Raw genomic sequence first — 26,624 nt, 5'->3', positions numbered from 1 at the left:
CATATGGTCCGAACCTGGTCGTCTGCGCGTTCGATGATTCGGAGTGCGATTCCCACTGCCCGACAGAACCTTTTTATTGCAGCAGCCACTTATTGAACTTCGCGTTTACCTCATCGAAGTTCTTCGCCCAATAGTTGACGTCGAGGATCACCTGGTTCTCCTTGTCCTTCTTCAACTGCCCAAGCCGCGCTTTCAAGTCGTCAGACAGCAGGTCCAGCGCCTTGGCATTGGTCGGCGCATAATCGATCAGTTTGGAATATTCGGCCTGCGGTTCAGGCTCGGACACATAGGCGATGAACTTCATCGCCAAGTCTTTATGCGGCGTCCCCTTCGGAACGACCCATGAGGTCGACATGGCAAGTGCCTGATTGAACTCATTGTCGATTTTGGAGCCTTGTGCCTTCGCCGCAGAAATGCGTCCGTTCCACGCCATGGAAGCTGCCACTTCTTTGGTTGACAGCAGCTGTGGCGGCTGCGCGCCCGCTTCCCACCATACTTTCACGTCTTTTTTGATTTTATCGAGGCTTTTCAAAGCGCGGTCGACATCGAGCGGATACAGTTTGTCAGGAGCTACGCCATCGGCAAGCAGCGCCGCTTCCAGCGTCGACATCGGCGTCTTGTACAAGGCGCGAGGGCCCGGATACTTCGCGGTATCCCAGAAATCCGCCCAGCTTTTCGGATGGCTGCCCCCTGGAAACAGCTCGGTGCTGTATCCGATATTCGTATAGAACAGCTCCTGCCCGATGGAATAATCCGTGACAAGCTCCGGATACACATCCTTGGCATTGATGACGCTGTAATCCAGCTTTTCGAGCAGCCCTTCGCTGCCGAGTCGAATCGCCACATCGGTATCGGAATTGACGACATCCCACTCGACATTACCGCTCTCGACCATCGCCTTCAGTTTGCCTACATCGGTCGGGGAAACAACCGTAATCTTTACGTTGAATTTCTTTTCAAACGGCTCGTATTCCGCCTTTTTCGCCGCGTCTGACGAAGCGCCTCCCCAGTCGACGACGACCAGTTCCTGCTGTTCCCCACTCGCTTGTCCGCCGGTAGCGGAGGTGCTGGCTGGCTGCTCGCTCCCTCCCCCGCCGCAGCCCGCGACCACAAGTCCTGCAACAAGCGTAACCAAGCCGACTTTCAACCCTTTGCCCATGAAAATTCCCCCATTGTTTTTTTGTATTTTGTTATGCTAAGATCGCCTCGCGCTCGTACGGAATCACGGTCGATTCCGATCGGTTCCAGCCCAAGAGGATCGTATCACCGGCTTTGCAGCTTCCGGAGAGGCGCGTCGGGATCTTGACCGTCATCTCCTGTCCGCTTGCGGTTTTGGTCTTGACTTTGCACGCGTCCCCCACATAAATCGTCTCGCAAACCTGCACCTCCATCGTGTTTTCAAACGCGCCACGGTCAGAGGCGAGCTGAAGATTTTCCGGCCGGATCGCCACGTATGCTTCTCTTTCGCTGAAAACACCGTCATGATTGGAATGCAGCGTGATGCCGTCATCCGCAAACAGCCGGATCGCCAGCTGGCCTGCCTGGTTTCCAACGACCTCGCCTGCAAGCAGATTGATTTCGCCGATGAATTCGGCAACGAACTTGTTGACCGGCCTTTGATACAGTTCCTGCGGAGTGGCGATTTGCTCGATTCGCCCCTTGTTCATCACGCAAACCCGATCCGACATGGTTAGCGCTTCCTCCTGATCGTGCGTCACGCTGATCGTCGTGATCCCGATCTTTTCCTGAATATGCTTGATCTCCAATTGCATCTTTTCGCGCAAATTTTTATCGAGGGCACCCAAAGGCTCATCCAGCAGCAAAAGCGGCGGATTGAAGACGATCGCCCTCGCCAATGCCACTCGCTGCTGCTGACCGCCGCTCAACTGCCCGGGAAACCGGTTGCCGTACTCGGACAGATGCACCAGATCGAGAATTTTTTGGACCCGCTCGCGAATCTCCTGCTTGTTGACTTTTCGCAGGCGGAGCGGATAGGCGATATTGTCTGCTATGGTCATATGCGGGAACAGCGCATAGTTTTGGAAAAGCATGCCAATATCCCGCTCATACGGTTTTTTGCCCGTAATATCTTGATGGTTCAAGTAGATCGAACCGGCGCTCACTTCCTCGAACCCGGCGATCAGCTTCAACAACGAGGTTTTGCCGGAACCGGACGGCCCCAGAATGGTCAAAAACTCCCCTTTTTTCACCTCCAGATTGATCCCGTCGACCGCTTTGAATTTCTTGTACCATTTCGTCGCATCCGTGATGGCAAGATGTGTCTGATTCATGGCGCGCACACCCCTTTCGACTGACTTTTCGCTTTTTGTCGCCGACAAACAGAAAAAACCAGTCCAAGCTCCCGTACGCCAGAGGCATTCTGGTAACGGAAATCGGACTGGTGTCTACGTCTGTGATCTCGCAACGGGCATGAAGGAGGACAAACGTTTACAGTCTTGTCATTGTTTCTCTCATTTTAGAGCAAATTGAAAGCGCAGTCAATTACGTTTACAGAAAAATCTTATTTTTCGTATAATTTTTATTTATTTTGGATCTTCACCCAATGAGCGCTCATAATTGCGCACCTTGCGGGATGTGACAAAAAAAGCGCACATCCCCATCGCGGAATGCACGCTTTTTGCCTTGCTGATCTTTATTGCTTTACCTTTATCCGATCGAATGCTTGCTGACAAGCTCCAGTTCCTGATGCTGCATGATCATCTCGCAGACGGCCATCGCGCTGGAGAACGACAGCTCGGACAGCTGGCCTTGGCCTTGGCACCAGTCGCCTGCGAAGAACAGGTTGCGATAATCCGGGAAGAAGACCGGCATCGCTTGCTGGTTCATCGTCCATTTGATTTCCTGTACCACTGCGCGCTGCGATACGCGCGGCACGACCAGTTCTTCTCTCCAGCCCGGGAAGTGCTTGTCATACATATGCTCGATTTTTTCCTTGTACGCTTCCAGCACTTCTTTTTTGCCCATGTCTTCTTGGCGCAGGTACGCGGTCGCTTGCAGCAGCTGGCCGCCCTCCGGCGTACAGCTTGTATCGTAGTACGAGATGTCGGTGATGAACATGTTGTTTTGCTTGTCGTAAATGTAGGTATACGGGCTTTCGATCCGTTTTTTCAAGCCGATATCGTACACCATGACATAGGTTGGATCGTATTGCGCATAGTGCTTCACGAGACCTTCCAGACGGGAACCGGCCATGATTTTGTCCAGCTCCTTCGGCGGAATGCACATGATGAACTGATCGCCGGTAAACGTCGTTTCCTCGCCCGCATGTACAGCGGTGATGCGGTTGTCTTCAAAGGAAACGCGGTCGATTTTGGTTTTGGTGAAGATGGTGCCGTTGTTCGCTTCGATCACGCGCACGAATTCCTGGATCAGCGATTGCCAGCCCCCGCCGATGTAGGCGACCGGCTTGTTGGTCAAAAACAGGCGGGAATAGTAGCGGAAGAACACATCCGACGGGATTTTTTCCGGCTCTTTCGTAAAGAAGTTGGAGGACGCCAGCGTCAGCATCATCTCGCGCACTTCTTCATTGACTTCTTTTTTCTCCAGCCATTTTTGGATCGAGAGGTGCGGGTGGCCGGACTCCAGTTTGAGCATCGTTTTCAAGATGTTGAAGGTGAAGCTCACTTTATCTAAACCTGTCAGCACTTTTGTGCGGAAAAGACCTTGAATATTGGCTGGCACGTCCGTCACTTCGTCGCCGATGTCATATTTTGCCTTGCTCGGCGTAAAGTCGCGCCAATTGATGTGGATGCCCAGTTCTTTTTCAAAGGTGCGCAATACGGACGTATCGCGGCCATAGATCGCATGGGCTCCAAAGTTGAAGTGAAAACCTTTTATGGGTAATGTCACTGCTCGCCCGCCAAGTGCGCCACGTTCCAGAACAGCGACCTTTTTTCCTTTATTCGCTAAATAGGCGGCTGCAGACAAACCTGCAAGTCCTCCTCCAACGATGACGATATCGAAATGATGTGTTTGAGCAGTCATGGTAGCATCCCTTTCATCCAAATGTTTCTTGTTTGTGGAGCGGTTCTCTTATTGAAATGATGTAATTAATGTACCGAGTATATTTTTAATCCTACACTATTTTATTAGATCAGGGGGAGAAAAGGAAGTGGGAGATTGAAATATTTTTTTGGTTTGGGGAGGGGAGGGGATTTTCACAAGAAAGTTCCACGGAAGCGGTGACCATGCCTGCAGGATGTCGGTGTTTGTATCTGGCAATACCCCACAATGGTGAGGCAGAAACATTCTGAAAAATCTTCATTAAAAAATGGTTGAGGAGTATGTATTACCTTTGGTAAAATTACCCTAACTTCACATAAGCATCGACATACATTTAAGACGGGATTCCACATTGAAAATGGTACTGACCCGGTTCCCATACAAAGAGCTATACTTCGCAAAAACATTCTAACGACAATGGTTTATTCTTACAAAGTTATGGCTTGATTTATTCAAAAATGGTCTTTCAATAATCATATTAGAAATGAGATAAACCCACTGTACCTTATGATGTACAATGGGTTTATCTATGATATCTAAGTTGTTATTTTAGAGCGACAATGTTTTTTTGGATCACTAACCTTACTGAACTGATTCATACTTCACTGGTCTAAGTAAGGTTTCAATCAGGATTCTGCTCCTTTAATTCATCAGCCTGAATCCTAAGGTTTTCATAGTAGACATCATCGTAGTCAGGTGTATTAAAGTATAGTTCCGCCACATACTCATAGATCAATGACTCCTTCCCCTTCAACCGAGACGATCCCAGAACCTCTGAAATAAGGCTATCAGCTGCCTCAATAGGCGGCAATCCATCAGCCAAGTATCCTTCCCAAAAACGCTTAACGATAGATTTTACTCTTTCATCAGTAAGAGGTTCCCTAGTTACTGGTTCTGAAACTTCAATTCTTTTGGGAGCTGTTAAGGCCCCAAAATCTAAAGCTGCTGGGAACTCTCTTGGCTCAAAAACAGAAGTAACTACTTTTGTCGTTAAGTGCTTTTCAATAACTGCTGAAGTTATAAAAGGGTGTCTACTTTTTGCCAATGCGCGTCTAATTGCAAATGTACGTCTTGAATAAACCTTTGGAGCACCCTTTACTAATTTCACCAGAACATCTGGAGATAGGCTAGTAACAGCCACCTTCATTCTTTGAATTTTTCCGTCAGACCGTTTGCCTTTTACGTTTTTCTCTGCAGAAGAACCATATAGGTGTTTCATACACTATCTCCCTCCTCCATGTTTCTTGGGCCATTTAGGGTAGTGATCTTCAAAATAAATATTAAGTGATAATTTCGTATATTTTCTTAAAAACTGAATCATAACGTTATCGCAACTCAAGCATGGCTCTCGGTAAGTATATAAGTTCACTACACCATCACAAAAATAACCAATTCCTTGCTGCTGAAGCGTTAAGTCTAGAGCCAATAATATTCTCGCTTCGGAATCATTTTCCCGTATTGATCCCCTATTCAACTCTCGATGAACATTAACTTTTAGATACTCATATTGTGGAAATGTAGTTGGAAGTTGCGAATATATGAAAGTTGTTTTAGGAATCCAGGTAACAGCGTCGTTATTGATACGACTATGTGCAGCCATTTCGTAAGTTCTTCCATCTATCTCGGCTTTTGCAAAAGCAAGGTTACCTCCTAAAAGATCACCAATTTCGTCGTATGTTAGTCCAAGTTTCTTACATGTGTCGTCTAATAACCCATCGGCTTTTTCCTTTAAATCTCTCCCGATCATGCACTGATTGCAAGAACAAGAAATCTGGGAATTTGCATTTACATCAAACTTTGTAAGCGTTCTTGTACCGGTTTCCATTATCAAACGGAATCATTTCCTTATTATCAGTATAGTCCAACATTTACTTGTATATTCAGTATAACATATATGTCGAGAGTGGAGATTTTATTGAACAGCAAAACACGAAATTTGGGGATTGTACTTTTTTTGACCAAAGTCATTTGAAACGCCGCAGACAAGCTAATCGTTGTCAACCAAACATTCCCAGGTACAAAAATAAAAAAAAGACAGAGCCAAAAAGCTGGCTCTGTCTGTCGTCCCTATTACCTTTACACAACCCATTCCAAAAAATGAGTGACAAATCGTTCGACGTCGACCTCCAGGCAGACGTCCATGTTGGGAGCTTGTGCCGGGTTGGCGCGCAGGTCGCCGATTGTGCGGCCGATGGACAAGGCGCCTTCGGTGTCGACCTGCACATGCATCGCGCGCGTTTTGACGAATGTCGGGTCCAGGACTACGCCGACTGCGAGCGGATCGTGCAGGGCACAGCCGCCGAGCGTCGGATTGAATTGGTGGTAAGCGTCCATGTAAAAATCGCACATGTCAGCCAGCGTGCGGCCAAGATCCGTTCCTTTTGCCCGCCAGTCTGCGAGATGCTCGCGCGTCAAGAGCGTTTGCATCGTGACATCCAGGCCCACAAGCGTGATCGGGATGCCCGATTGGAAGACGTAAGCGGCCGCTTCCGGATCGGAATAAATATTGGCTTCCGCTACAGGCGTTACATTCCCGGGAACCGTGACGGCGCCCCCCATGATCACCACTCGTTTCACCAGCTTGACGATTTCCGGGTCTTTCATGATTGCGAGCGCCAGATTGGTTTGGCTCCCGACCGTGACCAATGTCACTTGCCCCGGGCGCTCACGCACCGTATTGACGATAAACGTGGCAGCGTCGATCGCCAGCGCCTCGGATTTGGGCAGCGGCAACTCCACATCGCCGATGGCATTTTCGCCATGAATCGCGGTCGCCTTCTGCTTGAGCGGAGCCCGCAGCAGCGGATGCGGCGCTCCCATTGCGACCGGAATGTGCTCCGCGCCGAGCAGCTCCAACACCTGCAGCGAGTTGCGGGTCGCTTCTTCGACAGACGTATTGCCGAAGCAGGTCGTCAGCCCAAGTACCTCAGCCAGCGGCGAACGAACTGCATAGGCAATGGCCAGCGCATCATCGATCCCGGTGTCCACGTCCAAGATTATAGATTCCATGTGACTTCCTCCTCATCCCGTCCTGCCAGCACAGCGACAAACCGTTTGATAAACCGCTCCGCATCGACGCTGCGGCACGTCGTAAGCACCCTGCCTACCCGCGGTACCGCCCGCATATCGGCGATGGTCGCGCCAGCCGATACGCTTCCTTTGCATTCGATCGCCACATGCAGTTGTTCCGTCTCCACCAGTGTCGGATCGAGCGCCACAGCTACTGCGAGCGGATCATGCAGCGGGCTGCCGTCGGTGATTCCGTTGCTTTTGGCATACGCCTCGAGGCGGAACGTGAGCAGTTCGCGCACCGTGCGGACAATCTGGCTGCGCTCCGGTGCGGCGATCCGCTCCAAAACACCCAGATGGGCCAATGTCAGCCGTGTTTTCATCGTGACGTCCAGGCTCACCAGTGTCAGCGGAATGCCGGACTCGACCACGAAATACGCCGCTTCCGGATCGCCCCCCATATTCGCCTCCACGACGGGTGTTACGTTGCCCGGCACCCGAATCGCGCCGCCCATGACGACGACTTCCTTCAGCTTTTCTTTCAGCGACGGATCATGTGCCAGGGCGTTTGCCAGATTGGTCATGCGACCGACCGTAACAAGCGTAATTTCACCAGGATATGTGTTCGCCAAGCGCGAAAGAAACACCGATGGATGCTCCGTGCTGACTGCCTGCTTCGGTTTGGGCAGCTCTACGTTGCCGATGCCGTTTTCACCGTGAATATGCGTGACAGGCCCCTTCCAGGCGCGTATAAGCGGCGCTTTTGCCCCAACCAGCACAGGCACCTCATAACCGCAATCCGCAAGCTCGACGATTTTCAGCGTGTTTTCGGCTGCCAGCTCGGCGTCCACATTGCCGAAACCCGCGATGATTCCTTCCACATGCGCCTCTTTTGCTTTCAGCAGATAGAGAATCGCCAGCGCATCGTCAATCCCCGTGTCCACATCCAATATGATTCGCTTCCGTTCGCTCATATGTCCCTCCTATGAATACTGTTTCAGCGCGTCGCAAAGCATCGTCCAAAATTTTTCCTGGTCCAGCTTGTCCGCCACTTCAACATTGGGTTCTCTGCCCGTCACCCCGTACAGGTCGACAACCGTCATCCCGTACGTGAACTCGCCTTTTGTCTCAATATCCACCCGCCGCTTGATCGTTGTAAACACGCTCGGATCATTCACATAGGCGATCGCGCAGGCATCATGGATCGGGGCGCCGCCAAAGCCGAATACATGAAAATACGTATCGCGAAAAAAGTTCAGCAGCTCGACCACGAATGTGCTCACCTTGTTGTCGATGGCAGCAATGCGTTCCACAATGTCGGGGGTCGCCATCGCCTGGTGTGTCAGGTCAAGTCCGACCATCACCAGCGGGACACCGCTTTCAAACACGATTTTGGCCGCTTCCGCATCGACGAAAATATTGAATTCCGCAGCAGGCGTGGTATTCCCGAACATGGCGCCGCCCATCAGCACGATCTCCTGGATTTTGGGAATGATCGCCGGTTCACGGCGCATCGCCAGGGCAATATTGGTTAAAGGTCCCACCGGAACAAGTGTAATATCCCCATCCGATGCAAGCAAGTGCCGGATGATCAAGTCTACCGCATGCTCCTCCACCGGGCTTTTCGTCGGCTGCGGCAGCAGCGGGCCATCCATCCCCGAGTCGCCGTGAATGTCCGGCGCGGTCCGACGCTCGCGCAAGAGCGGCTGTCCGGCGCCACGGGCAACCGGAACGTCGCCAAGCCCCGCGATCTCACATACTTTCAGTGCGTTGACCGTTGTTTTTTCCACCTCCGCATTGCCGGCGACGGTCGTAATTGCCACCAGCTCCACGTTTGGCGCCTTGGCCGCAAGCAAAATCGCGATTGCATCGTCATGGCCCGGATCGCAGTCCAGGATCACTTTCCGTTTCGTTTGATTCACACTCATTTCACGTAGCCTCCTCTGGTGGTTCTATGGTTCATGCTCCCGCTCCGGACATGGCAAGCTGCTTCCGATGCTTGCGCAGCGCCAAAATGACGAGAGCGACAATCGTTACGATATACGGAATCATTTTGACAAATTGGCTCGGCACACCGCTGCCGGCGGTCGTTTCGATCATCGTCGTCACCGCTGTCGCCAGGCCGAAGATCAGCGAGCCGAAAAAGACGCCGAGCGGATTGCGGTTGCCGAACACCACGACCGCGAGCGCCAAAAAGCCTGTGCCCGCCGTCATGTCTTTTACAAACATGCTGGTCATGCCCATCGATAAGTACGAGCCGGCCAATCCTGTGAAAACCCCGCTCCACATGAGCGCCGAATACTGCACCCGCTCCACCGGAATGCCCAAGGAACGCGCGGCATCAGGCGCTTCGCCGATCGAGCGGAGATGTCCGCCATACGGCGTGCGGTACAGCATGTAATAGCAAAACAGAACGGCCAGAAGCGCGATCCACACCATCAGGTTGTGCCCGCTCAATAGCTTGCCTACGACCGGAATCGCCTCGATTCCCGGGATGATGACCGTCGGGATTTTGTCCAGATCGCTTGGATTGTAGTTGCCCGTCGCCCCAAACAGCACGTTGAGCAAAAAGACCGTCACACCCGAGCCGAAAATGTTGACGGCAAACCCGGCGATGATGATGTTCACCTTGAGCCGCAACGTGAAAAAGCCCATCGCCAAGCTGATCAACACCGATGCGGCGACGCCTGCTGCGACCCCGAGCACCCAGCTGCCGGTCAGCGAACCAACAGCGATGGAAGCGAACGCGGAGATGAGCATCAGCCCTTCCAGCCCGATGTTGATGACGCCGGCCAGATCAGAAATGAGGCCGCCCAAAGCGGATAACAGAATCGGTACCGTCACCCGCAAGAGCACCGCAAACAGGCTCAAATTGATCACTTGTTCCCACAGATTACTGAGCAACATCAACACCCCCAGTCACCCTGACCGTTTTGCGCTGCCGCAAATAAGCGAACACCGCTTGCGCCGAAACAAACAGAACCAGGAGCACTTGAATGATGATGGCAAGCTCGCGCGGCACATCGGTGTTGGCTTGCATCAGCTGACCGCCCACCTGCAAATACGCGTAGAAAAAGCTGGCGACGACGACGCCCAACGGATGATTGCGGGCCAACAGCGCGATAATGATGCCGTCAAAGCCAAGCCCAACGGAGAAATTGTCTTTTAACGTGCCATGGATGCCGAGTACCTCCACGATCCCGCCCAGACCCGCCAACGCCCCGGACAGCACGACCGAAAGGACCACCACCCGCTTGATGCGAATGCCGCCATACTCGGCGAACAGCGCATTTTTGCCGACGAGCCGAATCTCATAGCCCCACCTCGTCTTGTACAGCAGCAGGTAGACGATCGCCACCGTCCCCAACGCGATGAACAGCCCGCTGTGCGCCGGGAAACCGTCGATGAATTTGCCCAGAAGCGACTCCTTGTCGATGAAATTCATCCGGGCATAGCCGCCGCTCGTCGGGTCTTTAAACACATTGTTCAAAAAATACGAAACGCCGAGCGTCGCGATGAAGTTGAGCATCAGCGTGCTGACGATCTCGTCCGCGCGAAAATACGCCTTCAACACGCCGGGAATCAGCCCGTACAAGGCGCCGCCCAGCACGGCGCACAACAAAATCAGCGGGATATGCACCCAAGCCGACAAGCCGTGTACATAAACGGCCACCAGCGAGCCGGTAAAAGCCCCTGCATACAGCTGCCCTTCCGCCCCCATGCTGAAAACCCCTGCCTGGAACACGACAGCGAGCGCCAGCCCGGTGAAAAGAAGCGGTGTCATCTTGTTTAAGACCGTGCCAAAATTGAAAGGGTTTGCAAACGGGTCAAACAGAAAGGACTGGATTGCTGTGAGCGGCTCCGTGCTGATGCACAAAATCACCAGAAAGCCGATCGCCACCGCAGCGATGGCGGCGCCAACAATACCTGTAAGCTCCAAGGTCAATTCACTCCGATTTTTCATGATCCCATCGCCTTCTTTTCATGCTTTTTCACACCGAGCATATAGAAGCCAATCTCTTCTTCGGTCAATGCGTGATTGTTTTCCAAAATGGCCACCAGCTCTCCGTTGTACATCACGCCGATGCGGTCCGACAGGCTCATCACCTCGGACAGCTCTGCCGAAATGAGCAGCACGGCGGTCCCTTCATCCCGCTTGCGGATGATCTCGCGGTGGATGAATTCGATCGCGCCGATGTCGACGCCGCGGGTTGGCTGCGCAGCCACCAGCAATTTCGGGTCTTTGGACAGCTCCCGTGCGATGACCACCTTTTGCAAATTTCCCCCGGACAGCGAGCCGGCCAAAAAATCCCCGCTCTTGGTCCGGATGTCATAATGGGCGATCAGCTCATCGACTTTCTGTTTCAAGCTGGACTGATGCAACAGCCCGCCCCGGTTGAACGCTTTTTGGCGATACAGATCAAGTATCAGATTCTCCTGAATGCTGGCGGTGAGGCACGCGCCGCGTGACTGCCGATCCTCCGGAATATGCCCGATGCCCAGATTTCGGATGCCCAGCACATCCAAACCGGTCAGTTCTTGCTGCAGGAAGCGCACAGACCCGCCGACACGCGCACGCAAGCCGGTGATCGCCTCCACCAATTCTGTCTGTCCGTTGCCCTCGACTCCGGCAATGCCAAATATTTCGCCGCTCCGCACAGAAAAGGAAAGTTGTTTGACTGCGATTGATCCGCGGTTGTCCGCAACCGACAGATTTTCTACCGCGAGAACGACATCCTGGGGATTCGCTGCTTTTTTCTCTACGCGAAGCAGCACGTCCCGCCCCACCATCAATCGTGAAATCTCTTCCTTGCTGGTTTCCTTTGTCGCAAGCGTCCCGATCGTCTTGCCGGCCCGCAGAACGGTGACCCGATCGGAAATTTCCATCACCTCGCGCAGCTTGTGTGTGATAAAAATGATCGTGTAGCCTTGGGTCACAAGCTGGCGCAGGGCTACAAACAGCTCGTCCGTCTCCTGCGGGGTCAACACCGCTGTCGGCTCGTCGAGAATCAGCAGCCGGGCCCCGCGATACAGCGCCTTCAAAATTTCCACGCGCTGCTTTTGTCCCACTGAAATCGTTTCTACCCTCGCCTCCGGCTGTACGCGCAATCCGTAGCTCTCGGACAACTGCTGGACCGACTTCACTGCAGCCTTGCGATCGGTGAACAGCGAAAGCGGTCCCCGCCGCTTCTCGATCCCCAGCACGATGTTTTCCGCTACGGTAAAGGAGGGCACGAGCATAAAATGCTGATGAACCATTCCGATCCCGTGCGCGATGGCGTCCTTGGGATTGTGAAATGTGACGGGTTGTCCTTTGTAGCGCAATTCGCCTTCTGTTGGCTGTTCGAGGCCGAACAAGATTTTCATCAGCGTGGATTTGCCTGCGCCGTTTTCGCCGACCAGCGCATGAATCTCCCCTTCACGGATCGTGAGGTTGACGCCTTGGTTGGCCTTGGTGCCATTCGGATACGTTTTGTGGATGTTTTTCATTTCCAGCAGGTCTGCCATCTTTCGCACCTCTTTAGCGTAATAGCGAGGGAAGCTTTCACTTCCCCCGTTATCCGTTCTAGATTATTGCATGATCGATTTCACCTGGATTTCGCCGCTGCTCAATTTCTTGGAGATTTCCGCCATTTTCTCTTGGATCGATTTCGGCACATGCTGTTTGTAGAGGTCGTCCTCAGCGAGGCCGACGCCCCCTTCCTTGATTCCCAGCACTTCATTGGTGCCGTATGCGAGCTTGCCTTGGATGTGCAATTCAAGCGCGCGATAGATCGACTGGTCGATGTTTTTCATCATGCTGGTCAGCACGCTGCCAGGGTAGAGCGGATTCTGGTTGCCATCGACACCGATCGAATATTTGCCCACTTCTTTGCCTGCCTCGAGCAATCCCAAACCGGCGCCGCCCGCTACGTTGTAGGAAATGTCCACGTTTTGCGTGTTGTATTGGGCAAGACCCAGCTCTTTGGCTTTCGGCGCATTGGAGAAATCGCCGACATACGATGCGATCACCTTCACATCTTTGTCCACGTACTGGGCGCCTTGCTCATAGCCTGCTTTGAAGTCGTTGATGATCGGAATATCCATACCGCCGACGAAGCCGATCACTTTGTCCGGATTCGCACCCGGCAGCTCTGTGCTGGTCGTCACCAATGCGGCGAACGCGCCTGCCAAAAACGAACCTTCGCTTTGCGAGTAGAGCATCGAGTACAAGTTCGGCACATCTTTGATCATTTCATCAAAGAAGATGAATTTCTGGTTCGGGTAGCGCTTGGCGATGTCGATCGCGATTTCTTTCATTTGGCTCGTGCCGGCGACGATGACTTCATACTTGCCGCCGGAGACGAGCGATTCCAGTCCGGCTGCCCAGTCTGCCTGATTGGTGCCGCCCTCGACTGTTTTCAGATCGATGCCCAAGTCTTTTTTCGCTTTCTCCAGACCGGCTTGCGCGGAATCGAAAAATCCTTTGTCACCCAAAGTACCATTCACGTAATAGGCCACTTTCAAAGCCGCTTTGCCGCTTGCACCGCCTGAATTGTCTGTAGAAGACTGTTGCTTTGCACCGGACGCACATCCGGCAAGAATCAACATCGCCGCAAGGAAAAGTAGTGCCGCTTTCAAAAACCTTGCTCTCATATGCCGTTTTCCCCCTCATCTTCTTTGTGTAATCGGTTACATAGTGATGTTTCTACGCTCGAACGCGAATTCCTTCTTGCAAATTCATATATTTATAAATTTTCAAACAAATATTTTTGCGGTAAGTTTGTTTCCCGTCTGGGCATAGTAGACGTAAAGTGAGGTGCACAACATGCAGAAACGTTTGCTGCTCATGGCAGCCTTGATCTCGCTGCTCCTTTTGCCGCTTGCCGCAGGTGTCCAGGCCGCTCCCCCTGCGACCCCGACGAAAGCCGCCTTTATCCGCGATGACACCTTGTGGCTTGGCGAAAACGGCAAGGAAGTCCAGCTGACCACCATAAAAGGCGCCCAATATCCCCAGTGGTCGTACGATGGGCGCTGGATTTCTTATGAACAGCCGGACGGCATTTGGGTGTATGACACTTTGGAGCGCCGGGCATCCCGCGTCTACCAGCAGCATGGCACGATGGCGCGATGGGCGCCGGATAAAAACGTGCTCGCGTTCCTCGATGCTCCCGTCTTGAACACCGTCGATTTGCGTCAAGGACGTCCGAAGCCGTTTGAAAATGTGGCGCTCGGGGTGAGTACATATTCCTGGCTGCCGGACGGCACGGGTTTTCTCGCTTCCGCCAATGCCGATCTGCTTCCGGATGGCTGGACCAGCCCCAAGCTGTATACGATCGCTTTCAACCAGAAGCAGGCGGATTTGTTTAAAAACGCAAAGCTGTTTTATACGATCCCCCAGCCGTTGACGTTGGGCCCAATCAACCTGCTGTCGATCCACACCTCACCGTTCAAATGGTCTCGCGATGGCCAGTGGGTCGCGTTCATCGTCTCTCCGACTGCATCTTGGTCCATGGACAGCAATCTGCTCTGTGTGCTGTCTGCAGACGGGAAGTCGTTTTCCACCGTCGCTGAAATGCTTGCCGATCCCCAGTGGTTCCAATGGGCGCCTACTCGCAGCGATCTCGGCTACATCCGGGGAGGCGACCGACTGGTTGCAGGTTTTACCAATAAAAAGCTGACCATCACCCGGCTGCCGCAAAAAAAGACGACGGACTTGACGCCCCCTTCGTTCATCGAGCTTGATTTCGACTGGTACAGCGCCGAGATTCTTGCGACTTCTCGCGCGAAGGAAGGCGAGTTTTCCCATGATCCTGCCAAACGGCCACACCCTGCGCTCTATCAGGTCAACGTCAAGACGAACCAGCAACATGCTTTGACCGCTCCGCCCGCAGGCTACGGCGACTATCAGCCGCATTACTTGAAAAAAACCGGCAAGCTGACCTGGATTCGCACGAGCATACGCGACTATGATGCGTGGCTGTCCCGTTCCACTCCGAAATCGAGCGACGTCTGGATGGCCGATGCGGATGGGCGAAACCAACAGCTTTTGATCAAGCAGGTGCAGCAAATCAGCTGGTATGAAGGCAAACCCTGATAGACGAAAACAAAACCCTAGCTCATTCACAGGCTAGGGTTTTCAAGGCTTCGAGGCAGAGGCTGTCTTTTTTCTGATTGTAGTCGTCAAGCAGGGCGTCAATCCGTTCCTTGCGCATCTGTTCGAACTCCGCGCGCCATGTTTTGCGTACATGTTGAAAATAATGCAGATTGTCTTCCTCCCACTGCATCGCGTCAGCAGGACTATGAAATGGATACAGCTTTTTTTCATGAAGATAAACGAACAAAATCTCCGCGTCGGTCTCGCATGCGCGCAGTGAGCGCTCCAGGTCCCGCTCCTCAGCATCGAACTTGCACAGATTGGGCCGGATCGTCAATACGCAATTGCGCCACGAGATGAGGGAGACGATTTGCGTTTTGGCGAGCAGTGCCGGCGATTGCAGCAACAGCGTCAACGCCTGCTGCGATGCATCGCACAGCATAACCTGCTTGCGTTCCAGCTTCCAGATGAAATGGAGCAGCTTTCGTTTTGCTTCCAACGCGTTGTCAACGATGACCGTGTTTCGGATATACTCTTCCAGCGTCTTTCCATACGGAGAGGGGCAGAAATTTTCCTTATACGGCGGAATACTCATCACAGCACCACTTTTCAGAATAATACAACTATTATAACAAGCGCTTTCATGAATCCGCCAGCCGCAAATAATGGGGACGAACAAAAAAATCCTCCACCTTGGGCGGATCGGTGGAGGAGCGTGTGTTAATGCCTTATACGGTTACTTGTTTCGCTGCGAATGCTTTCGCTACTTGCTTCGCGTTTTCGATCGCTTTCGCCTTGATCGCTTCCGCTTGGTCAGGAGCAGCGTTTTGGCCTTCCACGATCACGGATTCAACATCGGTGATGCCGACGAAGCCGAGAACGGTGCGCAGGTAGCTATCGCCAAACTCAACGGCTTTTGCAGGGCCTTCGGAGTAGAAGCCGCCGCGCGCCTGGATGTGTACAGCCGGTTTGCCCGTCATCAGGCCGACAGGACCTTCTGCTGTGTAGCGGAACGTTTTGCCTGCTACGCAGAACGAATCGATGTAGGCTTTCATTTTTGGCGGGAAGCTGAAGTTCCAGAAAGGTGTGACGAATACGTATTTGTCAGCGGAAACGAATTGATCGCTCAGTTGGGCCAGCGTACCCACTTTTGCTTGTTCCACTGCTGTCAAGGAATCGAACGCCTGGCCTGCTTGCAGTTTGCCCCAGCCGCTGAATACGTCCTGGTCGATGAAAGGCACTTCCATGTTGTACAGGTCGAGATGCACGATCTCATCTTGCGGGTTTGCCGCGCGGTATGCGTTCAAAAACTCTTCCCCGACGGTCAAGCTATAGGAAAGTTCAGTTGGTTTTGGGTTAGCGGTAATGTAGAGAACTTTTGCCATGGTCAAAATCTTCCTTTCAATGGTTGGTTGTCAGGCGGAAGGCAGGTCAATCAGCATGAATGATGCGCCTTCTGCCGTTTCGATCTGAAGCTTGGTGATGTCGGTGATCCGCGCAGCGTCGCGTCGGTTCAGAACCGCCTCGCCGTTTACGCGCAGCGTTCCTTCCATGACGAAAACATACGTATAACGATCTTGCGCTTGCTCAAACGTAATTGTATGATTTGCCTCCAGGTCAGAAAGATACATGGTCAAATCCTGGTGGATATGGACCACGTCTTCCTTCAGCGCCTTGCCGGATACGACAGGAAGCAGGTTGTTTTTCCGTTTGCTCATGTCATACGCCTTTTGCTCGTAGGAAGGGGTAAGCCCCTTCTCGGCGGGCAGGAACCACAATTGCAAAAAGTTGACTTCCTCGGTTTGCGACGGATTCATCTCGGAGTGGACAATCCCTGTCCCCGCGCTCATGCGCTGAATTTCCCCCGGGCGAATCACCTCTTTGTTCCCGGTGCTGTCCTCGTGGCCCAATTCGCCTTTCAGCACGACGCTGACGATCTCCATCTCTCTGTGCGGATGGGCGCCAAAGCCGTACCCCGGCTGGACGATATCGTCATTGAATACGCGCAGCGGTCCAAACAGCTGGTTGTTCGGATCATAATATTCCGCAAAGGAAAAGCTGAATTTGCTTTTCAACCAGCCGTGATCGGCTGCAAATCGAGATTCGGCAGGATAGATACGAATCATGTGATTGCCTCCTTCCTCAGTAGTGTGCGGGTTTTCGCGATGATTGTTGAGGGCGAAAAGTAAATCATGTCAGTAACTTACTTTCAGTTAGTATCATAACTTCACTCACTTACTTTTGTCAAGTAGCTTTCAATTAAGTTTTTTCTTTACATTACCGTTACGGAAAGGTTTAGTTGTAAAGAGTGAAAGGATGTGCATGCCCCGTGAAAATCAACGAAATCGCGCAAAAACTGAACATCTCGACCCGGGCCATTCGCTTCTATGAAGAAAAAGGCCTGATCGCCCCCCGGCATGCCGAGAACCAGTATCGGCACTTTTCCGAGCAGGACGTGTGGCGGCTGCAAACCATTATCGCCTTGCGCGAGGTGGGCATGACGCTCGACGATATTGCCAAAGCGCTGAACCATGTCGACTCGGGAAACAAGGACCTTTTGCTCGATTATCTCGAGCTTCAGCGCTCCGTCATGTATGCGCAATGGGTGGAGATGAAGCAGATTTTGTTTACGACCGATCAGATGATCGACCTGCTCAAAACGAACCAGTCGCTCGATATGGCCGACATATTCCAGCTGGCCGACGGCTCCAAACGGTTGCGTGAAGCCCGGAGCGCCTGGTACGATCGCTGGAATTATGACCATCGGGCCGAATCGCACGATGATCGGGTGCGGCCGAAAACAGAGGAGTTTTCCATCTACCGGGACTATGAGGAAACGCTTGCGCTGCTTGTTCGCCTGATTGGCCCGCGCCCCGGCGAATACGGGCTTGATCTCGGTACCGGCACCGGCAATTTGGCGGGCCTCTTTTTGCAGCAAGGCATCCGCATGGCAGCGGTCGATCAATCGCGGGAAATGCTCCGGCATTGTCAGCGCAAATTCCCCATGCTCACAGCGAAGCTTGGCAACCTGCTGTCCATCCCCTTCCTCGATCATCAGTTTGATTTTTTGGTCACAAGCTTTGCCCTGCATCATTTGACCGACGAGCAAAAAGCGGTGGCAGTAGCGGAGATGAAACGCGTGCTTGTCCCGCACGGGCGCATTTGCATCGCCGACCTGATGTTTGCCGATCGCGAGAAACGCGAGGCTTATTTTGACAGCTTGCTTCGCGAGGGCAAGCTGGAGCAGCATGCTCTCTTGTCTGAATTCCACTTCACCGATCTGTCGGTCTTTCTGCCGCTGCTGGAGCAGCACGGCTATTTGTACAAGCATCAGCAAATCAATGAGCTTTTGCACGTGGTGTATGCGGTACCGATGCGCTGATGTTTTTATGCTTGCCGGAATGTGCTGGCGGACTGCATCATGTTCCAGACAATTTGTATAATGCCGACTCCTATATTACACTAAGAACAGCCGTGTATATTGGGAGGAATTGGAATGAACGTTCTGATCTTTGGAGGCTCCGGCTTCGTCGGGCAGCATCTTGCCCGCACCTTGCAAGATTGCGGACATGCCGTCTTTATCGCTTCGCGCCATGACCGGCCCGTTTCTGCGGGGACCGTTCGGCCTTACCAGCTCGATCGCTTGCCCGCCTTGCTTGATTCGCTCGGTGACGATTATGCGATCGTCAATCTGGCGGGAGAATCGATCAATTCGGGACGGTGGTCGCCAGCACGCAAAGAGCGCATTTTGACATCGCGGGTGCGTTTGACCCAGGCGATCGTTCAGGCGATCTCGCAAACGAACAAAAAGCCGAGCGTACTCATCAACGCGTCGGCTGTCGGTTATTATGGCTATTCGGAAACGACTGTATTTACCGAAAACTTCCCACCCGGAAAAGGCTTTCTTGCCGATGTGACAAGCCGGTGGGAACATGCTGCTCTGCCTGCCGAGGAATACACCCGTGTCGTCCGTTTGCGACTGGGGGTCGTGCTGGGGCAAAACGGCGGTGCTCTGGGCCGGATGGTTTTGCCGTACCGGCTTTTGATCGGTGGAAAGGTCGGCACCGGCAAGCAATGGCTGTCCTGGATTCATGTCGAGGACGTTGCCCGCTTGATTCACTTCTGCATGCAGACCCCTGCAATCAACGGCCCAGTGAACGCCACCGCCCCGAAGCCGGTTACCATGAACCAGTTCGGCCGATCCGTAGCAAGCGTGCTGAAGCGCCCCCATTGGCTGCCCGTGCCAGCCTTTGCCCTGGAGCTTTTGCTTGGCGAGATGGCGGAAATCATTTTGCAAGGCCAGCATGTCGTGCCGCAAGCCGCGCTCCAACACCAGTTTGCGTTTCGATACGCAGATTTGGACACCGCTTTAGTAAACCTTTTGGGCAGCGGTCGCTAACGGCAGGGTCAGACGAAACACCGTCCCCTGCTGCTCACGGGACTGGACCTCGATCGATCCGCCATGGTCATTCATGATTTTATGGCAGATGGAGAGTCCCAGCCCGGTCCCCGTCTCTTTTGTTGTGAAAAAGGGATTGAAGATTTGCTGCAGCTCCTGCTCGGACATGCCTGTACCGGTATCCATCACCTCGATCGTGCACCACTCATCGGTACGGCCTGACGTAATCGTCACCGTACCTGGTTCAGGCATGGCATCAAACGCATTTTTGAGCAGGTTGAGCAGCACCTGGACCAGCTTGTCCCGGTCCATCCGCACATAAAGCGCCTCGCTTTCCGGTTCATAGCAGATCAGATGGCTGTAATAGTTCGCTTCTGCTTCTGCGAGCGACACGGCCCGCTGAATGCTCTCCTGCAACTGAATCACACGCACATCGCCCGCATGCGGTTTGGAAAATTGCAACAGTTCCGAGGTCAGCTCGCTCACCCGCGATACTTCCATCATCAAAAGCTCGTAATACGGCTCGATGTTGTAGCTGTTTTCCTTCGCGATTTGCAAAAAGCCTTTCACCGTTGTCATCGGGTTGCGAATCTCATGTGCCATGCCTGCCGCCAATTCGCCGACGACCCGCAGCTTTTCGGCGCGCAGCATATTTTCCTCCCGCTTCAGCCACAGCTCGCGCTTGACCAAAAACAGCTTGCGCTCGGCTGCGGAAATCATTTCGTCCCGCGTCCCGCCTTCTTCCGGAAAAACCGCCTCGCCATAGATCAGCTCTACTCCCAGCTCTGGCCCCACCCGATGATCGAGCAATTCTTTGCAATTTTGTACCGTCCTGCCGTTTTGCGTTGCCGGCACCACCAGCGCGAAATCGTCTCCGCCGCAGCGGGCGATCAGAAGCGCGTCGGGAAATGCCTTTTCTAAAGATTCTGCCAACTTGATCAACAGTTGGTTCCCTCCGGAATAGCCTTGCTCAAAATTGATCGTTTTCAGATCGTGACAATCAAGCAAAAACAAAATGAACGGCTCCGTAGAACGTGTCAATGCCTGCAATTGCTTATGGAACTCCGTAAAATTCATCAACCCTGTAAGCGCGTCCCGGCTGACCAGACGGCGCGTCTCCTCTTCCAGCTGCCGCCGTTCTTTTTGCACCTGCAAGAAGAGAAAAATAAGAAAGACGACAAACAGGGAACTGAACAAATCAGCGATCGTCACCAGCAAATCGTACGCATTGGCCGGAGAATAGCTGAGTCGAATGCTTGAATAGAGGACAAAATAAAAGACAGCCACCCCGACGGAGCGGTGGATGCTCTGCGTCCGATGGTACTCCCGTGCGGTCAAGATCAGATAGAGCGGGTGGCACCAGTTGATTTGCGCGGTGAAATGGAACGCAACGAGAAAAAGAATCTGCATGCTCTGCATATGCCTGGAGCGGTTTTCATTCAAGACGGTGCACATGAAGCAAGCGGCTGCCACAATAACCCAGACAGGGTGCAGGGCCCGTTCCAACCAGATCGATGAAAAGACGACGAAGCTTACATACAAAGCGATTGAAAGAGGGTAAAGCATCAGCAATTCACTCCAGTGAGGGATATAAGATGTCAGAAAATATCGCCTATCCGTCTATAGTTCGCTGTTGCTCCCCTGCCCCCCTTCTTTCGCTTCCTTACAAATACTTATCCATGAAATGATAGTAAAAGGACGCCGCTCCGAGCAGCAGCACACGCTGGCTGTGAAACGGAACGATACGGATCGGCAGCCGCTCCAGGCTGGTTTTTTCCCGCAGCGGGTCGCACACGTTTTCCGCAAGCAGCTTGCCCATCAATGTTGAAATCGATGCGCCGTGCCCGCAATAGCCGAGCGCAAAATGAATGCCTTCTTCCGTTTGACCGATATGCGGCATGAAATCGAGTGTAAAGCCGAGCAGTCCGCCCCAGCGATAATCGATTCGCGTCTGGGCAAGCGTCGGAAACACCTCGATCAAGCTTTGCTGCACCTGCGTAAACAGCGCATCGCCCTCTTTTCCGTTAAAATCGACGCGCCCGCCCAGCAAGATCCGGTCATCCGGCGTTCTGCGGAAGTAGTAGAGGAAATTTTTCGTATCCGCAATCATCCGGTTATGCGGGATGAGCCGTTCCACCGTTTCACGCGACAGCTGTTCGGTCGCCACGATGAAGCTGCCGATCGGCACCACTTTCCTGGCCAGCGATTTGGCCAGCGCTGTCGTATAGCCGTTGGTCGCCATCACGACATGTTTGGCCCTGATGCGGCCGCTTGGTGTGGTAACGAGATAGCTGCTTCCCTGTTTCGCAATCCCGGTCACCTCTGTCCGGTCATAGATGACGGCTCCAGTTGCTTCCGCCGCATCCGCCAGCCCGAGCGCATAATTAAGCGGATGGAAGGAATAGCTGTGCGGGTCCACCAAACCGCCGTGATACAAGTCCGAATTGACTTCCTCCCACTTCATCCGTTCTTTGTCGATCACATACGTTTCGTAGCCAAAATTCGTCTGCATATACTCCTGGTTTCGCTTCAGCGCCTCCAAATGGGCCGGCTTGAAGGCGGCATCGAAATTGCCGCAGTTTTCCAGCGAGCAGCTGATGCGATGCTTCCGCACGATGGTTTCCACCAGCTTGATTCCCTCGACCGACATGTGCAACAGCTCGCGCGCCGTTTCCTTGCCGTGCTTCTTGGCCAATGAGTCGATGCTCGGCTTGTAGCCGGTCAGCACCATCCCGGCGTTGCGCCCGCTCGCCCCCCAGCCTGCCTGCTGCTGCTCCAATACGACGCAGCCCACCTGCTTTTGCGCCAGATGGTAGGCTGTGGACAATCCTGTGTACCCCCCGCCGATAATCGCAACATCTGTCGCGAGCTCCCCTTCAAGAGTAGGCCTGATCCGGTGATCGTTTGCCGTCGCTGCCCAAAGCGAGTCGATATGTGCCATCTCGCATTCACCTGCTTTCACGCTTCTTTTCCCCACTATACCGTCGTCATGCACAGCACACATTAGACGCAATGTTAAAAATCCTCTATACTATTTTTAACATTTTTGTCTGCAGCACGAACGCAAACGGTCCAAGCCACGTTTCGTAGATAAGGGGGTACGCAATCATGTCAGACATGACCGTTACATTGGACGAAGCGCTGAAACGTCCCCTCTTTGCGCATGCAGAGGTTGTTGCCGGCAAGTCGGGTCTGCATCGCAGCGTACGATGGGTGCACATTTTGGAAATTCCGCTTTTTGACGAAACGATCATTCAAGGCGACGAGCTGATCCTTTCCACAGGAGTCGGCTTGCCGTGGGGGGACATTTCGCACACCGAATTTTTGCAAAACCTGATCGACCGAAAAGCAACCTGCCTCTGTATCGAGCTGGGTCATTACTTTTTAACCATTTCGGATGAAATGAAAGCGCTGGCGGACGCGCACCATTTTCCGCTGATCGTCTTTCGCCAGCCGGTCAACTTCATCGAAGTGACGCAGGTTTTGCATTCGCTGATCATCAACCGCCAGCATCAGTCATTGGTGAAGCTTGATCTGATCTCGCGCACCTTCCATACGCTGTCGCTCACCTCTCGCGCGACGAGCGGCATCATCAAGGAACTGCAGCACCACACCGGGGCACAGGTCGTGTTTTTGCCTGTGCAAGATTCGCCCTTCTTCTTCCCCCGCACGCAGCCGCAGCAGGAGGCCGCGTGGCTCAAGGCCATCCACAACCATCGCGCTGCCCTGCCTGTCGCGAATGCCGCCGATGAGCCGCTGCAATGGCTGGAGCCGGACGAGACGACCTTTTTGCTTCACCCGATCGTGGCGCTGGAGCAAACATTCGGGCTGATCGGACTGATCATCTCGAGGCGGGCGGCAGACCGGTTTGACTCGCTGATCCTGGATCGGGCAGCTACTTCGCTGGCCCATGATTTTTTACGCAAGCATTATATCGAAGAAAAAAAGGCGCAATCGGAAGCAGCCTGGCTGGAAGACTTGATTCACGGTCGCCATACGAACGAAGAGGACGTCCGACAGTTCGTCAGCCGCACGGTGAAGCGTCCCGCTGCCCGCAACTACCGAATCGTGCTCCTTGAACTGGAGGAAGCAGCGCTGCCTGATCACCAGGAGCGGCCAGACAAGGGCGACTCGCTCCGCATCCACTTGGCCCTCCAGATCCGATTCGCGTTTCTCTCCCAGCTGTTTCAACCGTTCATCTCCATGCGCGCGCAGCAGATCATCGTGCTCGCCCTGGATGTCGGCGCGCCCGAACACGCGACGTCCCGGCTGAAAAAAGCGGTCGAGACGCTGACGGAGCCTTCCCGCTACGCATCATTCGGGTTTGCCCATGCGTACGCAGGGATCGGTCGGATGAAACAGTCGTTTTTGCAAGCGAGCGAAAGCTATCGCGAGGCTGTGCAAATGCTGCGGATCAGGCGCTTGCTTGATCGTCCCGTCAGCCCGTTTTATGAAGAAGCGGGCATCTACCGCCTGCTGCTGCTGATTGAAAAGGAGGCTGCTACCGTTTCGTTTGTCGAGGACACGCTCGCGCCGCTGCTTGCCTATGATCGGGCGAAAGGTACAGAGCTGCTAAAAACGCTGGAGGTGTACCTGGCCGAGGACGGCTCCAAGCAAAACACGGCACAGAAGCTGTTCATCGTCCGGCAGACGCTCTATCATCGGCTGGAAAAAATGAAAGAGCTGCTCGGCCACGATTTCATGGCTCCTGACAAACGGCTTGCATTGGAAGTGGCGCTGCGGGTTTACGCTTTGGGGAAACGGCAATGAACCCTTCCTTGCTGTCAGCGCATATGATAACGGGAAGCTGCCCGAAGGAGGGTTTACCCGATGTCAACGCTATACCTTTCGCCGCGAGCCGCCCGGCAAATCCAGCAAGCGGTCAAGCGCAATCCCGGCGTGGAAACCGGCGGGATCATGATGGGCTACCAATTGAACGCCCGCGACTGGCTGGTCACATATGCGAGCGAGCCAGGCCCGAAAGCGGTTCATCAACCGCTCACCGTCGTCTTTGACGATTCATATTTGCACAACCTGGTAACGCGATTGCAGGCGCGAAGCACGCGCCGCTGGCAATATATCGGCGACTGGCACAGCCATACCGTCCGCAACCTGTCGCCAAGCCGCGCAGACAAGCATACGATCGCTACAAAGGCACTCGAGGCCAAATACGGCTCCAAATCCCCTATCATGCTGATTGTCGGGCTGGGAAAACAGCAGCAACTTCAGGCCAAAGGCTTCATTTTGGCAGGCTCGCTCCGGCCGTTCCGTCAAGTGACTTTGTATGATCGTGAAAAGCAAGGCGATCCACAACCGATTTGAACAATTTCGTGGCCAAATGAGTGCTGCCGTTTGGCCGATTTTCAGCCACCACAGCGATGGCGTAACGCGGTTCATCGGCGGGAGCATATCCGACAAACCATTGATGGTTGCGGGGCTCGCCGTTTTTTTCTGTCTCGGCGGTCCCGCTTTTGCCGGCCACACTCCATGCCGCCTGCTGCAGCAGCTTGCCCGTTCCGTTTTCCACGACCTGGCGCATCATCCGCCTGAGCTTGTACGCGGTGACGGGATCAATCCCTTTTGCCGGGGATGGCTTGGACTCGAACGTGAAAAAATTGCCCCCGTCCCGATACAAAATATGGGAGACAAGCCGTGGCTGATAGACGCGCCCGCCGTTTGCGACCGTCACCATCATGTTGGCCGCCTGAAGCGGCGTCATCCGCACATCGCGCTGCCCGATGGCGGTCTGGATCAGCACGCCTTCATCCTCGCGCGATACAGCAGGAGAAAATACGCGCCCGGCTTCCTCGCCCGAAAGCTGGCGGAACTGCTCCTGTTTGAAAAGCGCTGCCGTCACATGCCCCACCTCAGCCCCTAACCCAAACCGTTCGGCATAAGCGGCGATCGTGTCTCCCCCGACCTGTTTGGCAATTTTGGCAAAAGCGATATTGCAAGATTCGGCGAACGCTTCCTCCAACGTAATGCTGCCGTGCCCCGCTTTGTTCCAGCAGGAAAATCCGAACTTGCCGTATTCGCCCTCACACAAAAAACGGTCAGTGGGCGAAACGATCCCCTCTCCCAATGCCGCCGCAGCCACTACCGTCTTGAATACAGAGCCCGGCGCCAGCTGCTTCGTCGCATGGTTTTGCCAAGACGCATCGCCGGCCTGCAGCTTGGTGGGATCAAACTGCGGACGGGAAACTATCGCGACGATGTCGGCATTGGTCACGTCGAGCACGACGATCGCGCCTTCGGCAAGCCCGCTCTCATCGGCGGCTTGTTCAAGCTGCTGCTGAATTGTCCGATCGAGCGTCGTTTTCACAGACAGCGGATAAAACTGGTTGTGCCCCGCATGGTGGCGGAGGTCCAATCCGCGCAGCAGATGCCCCTGCCCGTCCACATAATAAGAGACTTCATCAGGCTCCACCCCCTGCAAAAAACGGTCGAAGCTTTTCTCAAGCCCCGATGCCCCGACCTGTGTGGCGAGCGTCATTTGATTGGCTTTCCATTCCTGCAAATAGCGCTCTTTCACCAGCTCAGGGCTCTGGTGGATGTAGCCGACCACCTGCCTGGCGATTTCATTTTCTTGATACCGCTCGGCAACGGTGATGGCGACAATCCCCGGAAGTGCGAGGCGGTTGATTTGCGCCATCTGTTCTGTCGTTAACCGGACAGGCTCCCCTTTTTCATTGCGCGCAATCTCGGGCTGTCTTGCCGTTTGCAGCTGCTTGCGCAAGCGTTGCTCGGGCTGCGCGATGATCCGCGCCACCTCTTTGAAAGCTTTTTCATCCAGCAGATTTTTGCGGGCAAGCGGAAACAGCGCCAGCACCCGCTCTTCTTTTCCTGTCAGCGACACGCCGTCCTTGTCCACGATCTCGCCGCGCCCGCTGGACAGCTTGATCGTCTGCTCCCGCTGCTTCACCGCGCTTTTGACCAAATCGACATCATGATCGGAAAAGTGGTGGGTAGCCACGACCTGAATCCACCCGAGCCGTGCCACCAGCCCGGCCCATAACAATGTAAAAAGGAAAAGCGCAAGCGTGCTGCGCTGTTTGATTTGCCTCGTCTTGTGCAACAAAAAATCCCCCCAATCGGCACTTAGTATTTGCCAAATGG

The 26,624-nt window shown here is 53.7% G+C and carries 23 protein-coding genes; 5 read left to right on the top strand and 18 right to left on the bottom strand.

Translation table 11 applies throughout. The features are described from left to right. Positions 1–73: 73 nt before the first annotated feature. The 12 genes from ACTID9_RS10050 to ACTID9_RS09995 form a co-directional block, all read right to left on the bottom strand. A complete protein-coding gene (locus tag ACTID9_RS10050; RefSeq protein WP_441071116.1) occupies positions 74–1,159 on the bottom strand; it encodes a polyamine ABC transporter substrate-binding protein in 1,086 nt (361 codons plus the stop codon). Between the two features lie 31 nt (positions 1,160–1,190). Next, positions 1,191–2,291: an ABC transporter ATP-binding protein gene (locus ACTID9_RS10045; protein ID WP_441071115.1), complete on the bottom strand. Its 1,101-nt coding sequence runs from the start codon at positions 2,289–2,291 to the stop codon at positions 1,191–1,193. A 376-nt stretch (positions 2,292–2,667) separates the two neighbouring features. Next, entirely contained in the window at positions 2,668–4,005 is a 1,338-nt protein-coding gene (locus ACTID9_RS10040; RefSeq protein ID WP_441071114.1) for a phytoene desaturase family protein, read from the bottom strand. Positions 4,006–4,645: 640 nt separating this feature from the next. Then, positions 4,646–5,242 (bottom strand): hypothetical protein, encoded by a 597-nt coding sequence (locus tag ACTID9_RS10035; protein ID WP_441071113.1) that lies wholly within the window; start codon positions 5,240–5,242, stop codon positions 4,646–4,648. A 3-nt stretch (positions 5,243–5,245) separates the two neighbouring features. Then, positions 5,246–5,848: a deaminase domain-containing protein gene (locus ACTID9_RS10030; RefSeq protein WP_441072535.1), complete on the bottom strand. Its 603-nt coding sequence runs from the start codon at positions 5,846–5,848 to the stop codon at positions 5,246–5,248. 251 nt (positions 5,849–6,099) lie between these two features. Further along, positions 6,100–7,032, bottom strand: a complete 933-nt coding sequence (locus ACTID9_RS10025; RefSeq protein WP_441071112.1) for a nucleoside hydrolase — start codon at positions 7,030–7,032, stop codon at positions 6,100–6,102. After that, complete coding sequence (locus ACTID9_RS10020; protein ID WP_441071111.1) at positions 7,020–8,006, bottom strand: nucleoside hydrolase; 987 nt, start codon at positions 8,004–8,006, stop codon at positions 7,020–7,022. The genes ACTID9_RS10025 and ACTID9_RS10020 overlap by 13 nt, the downstream gene beginning before the upstream one ends. 9 nt (positions 8,007–8,015) lie before the next feature. Further along, positions 8,016–8,960, bottom strand: a complete 945-nt coding sequence (locus ACTID9_RS10015; protein WP_441071110.1) for a nucleoside hydrolase — start codon at positions 8,958–8,960, stop codon at positions 8,016–8,018. Positions 8,961–8,991: 31 nt separating this feature from the next. Further along, complete coding sequence (locus tag ACTID9_RS10010; RefSeq protein ID WP_441071109.1) at positions 8,992–9,939, bottom strand: ABC transporter permease; 948 nt, start codon at positions 9,937–9,939, stop codon at positions 8,992–8,994. Beyond that, the gene (locus ACTID9_RS10005) at positions 9,926–10,996 is read right to left on the bottom strand and encodes an ABC transporter permease (RefSeq protein WP_441071108.1); all 1,071 of its coding nucleotides are present in this window, start codon (positions 10,994–10,996) and stop codon (positions 9,926–9,928) included. Before ACTID9_RS10005 ends, ACTID9_RS10010 begins: the two co-directional genes overlap by 14 nt. After that, positions 10,993–12,540 (bottom strand): ABC transporter ATP-binding protein, encoded by a 1,548-nt coding sequence (locus ACTID9_RS10000; protein WP_441071107.1) that lies wholly within the window; start codon positions 12,538–12,540, stop codon positions 10,993–10,995. Before ACTID9_RS10000 ends, ACTID9_RS10005 begins: the two co-directional genes overlap by 4 nt. A 63-nt stretch (positions 12,541–12,603) precedes the next feature. Further along, a complete protein-coding gene (locus ACTID9_RS09995) occupies positions 12,604–13,668 on the bottom strand; it encodes a BMP family lipoprotein (protein ID WP_441071106.1) in 1,065 nt (354 codons plus the stop codon). A 172-nt stretch (positions 13,669–13,840) separates the two neighbouring features. Here ACTID9_RS09995 and ACTID9_RS09990 point away from each other — a divergent pair, with 172 nt between their 5' ends. Then, positions 13,841–15,109: a TolB family protein gene (locus ACTID9_RS09990; protein ID WP_441071105.1), complete on the top strand. Its 1,269-nt coding sequence runs from the start codon at positions 13,841–13,843 to the stop codon at positions 15,107–15,109. A gap of 22 nt (positions 15,110–15,131) precedes the next feature. On the opposite strand, the gene ACTID9_RS09985 is transcribed toward ACTID9_RS09990, so the two are convergent. From ACTID9_RS09985 to ACTID9_RS09975, 3 genes are all read right to left on the bottom strand, one after another. Beyond that, positions 15,132–15,704 (bottom strand): hypothetical protein, encoded by a 573-nt coding sequence (locus ACTID9_RS09985; RefSeq protein WP_441071104.1) that lies wholly within the window; start codon positions 15,702–15,704, stop codon positions 15,132–15,134. A gap of 133 nt (positions 15,705–15,837) precedes the next feature. Then, positions 15,838–16,494: an FMN-dependent NADH-azoreductase gene (locus ACTID9_RS09980; RefSeq protein ID WP_441071102.1), complete on the bottom strand. Its 657-nt coding sequence runs from the start codon at positions 16,492–16,494 to the stop codon at positions 15,838–15,840. 30 nt (positions 16,495–16,524) lie between these two features. Beyond that, the gene (locus ACTID9_RS09975) at positions 16,525–17,235 is read right to left on the bottom strand and encodes a pirin family protein (protein WP_441071100.1); all 711 of its coding nucleotides are present in this window, start codon (positions 17,233–17,235) and stop codon (positions 16,525–16,527) included. A gap of 203 nt (positions 17,236–17,438) precedes the next feature. On the opposite strand from ACTID9_RS09975, the gene ACTID9_RS09970 reads away from it, so the two are divergent. Beyond that, complete coding sequence (locus tag ACTID9_RS09970; protein ID WP_441071098.1) at positions 17,439–18,491, top strand: MerR family transcriptional regulator; 1,053 nt, start codon at positions 17,439–17,441, stop codon at positions 18,489–18,491. Between the two features lie 114 nt (positions 18,492–18,605). Next, entirely contained in the window at positions 18,606–19,508 is a 903-nt protein-coding gene (locus ACTID9_RS09965; protein WP_441071096.1) for a TIGR01777 family oxidoreductase, read from the top strand. Here ACTID9_RS09965 and ACTID9_RS09960 read toward each other — a convergent pair. Together ACTID9_RS09960 and ACTID9_RS09955 are read right to left on the bottom strand one after the other, a co-directional pair. After that, positions 19,479–21,074, bottom strand: a complete 1,596-nt coding sequence (locus tag ACTID9_RS09960; RefSeq protein WP_441071094.1) for an ATP-binding protein — start codon at positions 21,072–21,074, stop codon at positions 19,479–19,481. The two genes, ACTID9_RS09965 and ACTID9_RS09960, sit on opposite strands and share 30 nt — an antisense overlap. A 97-nt stretch (positions 21,075–21,171) precedes the next feature. Beyond that, a complete protein-coding gene (locus ACTID9_RS09955) occupies positions 21,172–22,470 on the bottom strand; it encodes an NAD(P)/FAD-dependent oxidoreductase (protein ID WP_441071092.1) in 1,299 nt (432 codons plus the stop codon). 146 nt (positions 22,471–22,616) lie between these two features. Between ACTID9_RS09955 and ACTID9_RS09950 the strand changes: the two genes are divergently transcribed. Both ACTID9_RS09950 and ACTID9_RS09945 read left to right on the top strand, forming a co-directional pair. After that, on the top strand, positions 22,617–24,278 hold the full coding sequence (locus ACTID9_RS09950) for a PucR family transcriptional regulator (protein ID WP_441071090.1): 1,662 nt from the start codon (positions 22,617–22,619) through the stop codon (positions 24,276–24,278). A gap of 60 nt (positions 24,279–24,338) precedes the next feature. Next, on the top strand, positions 24,339–24,830 hold the full coding sequence (locus ACTID9_RS09945) for a Mov34/MPN/PAD-1 family protein (protein ID WP_441071088.1): 492 nt from the start codon (positions 24,339–24,341) through the stop codon (positions 24,828–24,830). Here ACTID9_RS09945 and ACTID9_RS09940 read toward each other — a convergent pair. Next, positions 24,748–26,583 carry a peptidoglycan D,D-transpeptidase FtsI family protein gene (locus ACTID9_RS09940; protein WP_441071086.1) on the bottom strand — a complete coding sequence of 612 codons (1,836 nt, stop codon included), beginning with the start codon at positions 26,581–26,583 and terminating at the stop codon, positions 24,748–24,750. The two genes, ACTID9_RS09945 and ACTID9_RS09940, sit on opposite strands and share 83 nt — an antisense overlap. Between the last annotated feature and the right edge of the window lie 41 nt (positions 26,584–26,624).

The sequence above is a fragment of the Brevibacillus fluminis genome, assembly GCF_052072235.1.
In the GTDB taxonomy this organism is placed as follows: domain Bacteria; phylum Bacillota; class Bacilli; order Brevibacillales; family Brevibacillaceae; genus Brevibacillus_D; species Brevibacillus_D fluminis_A.
The sequence above is the reverse complement of the archived record's forward strand: the minus strand, read 5'-3'. Positions and strand labels throughout refer to the sequence as shown.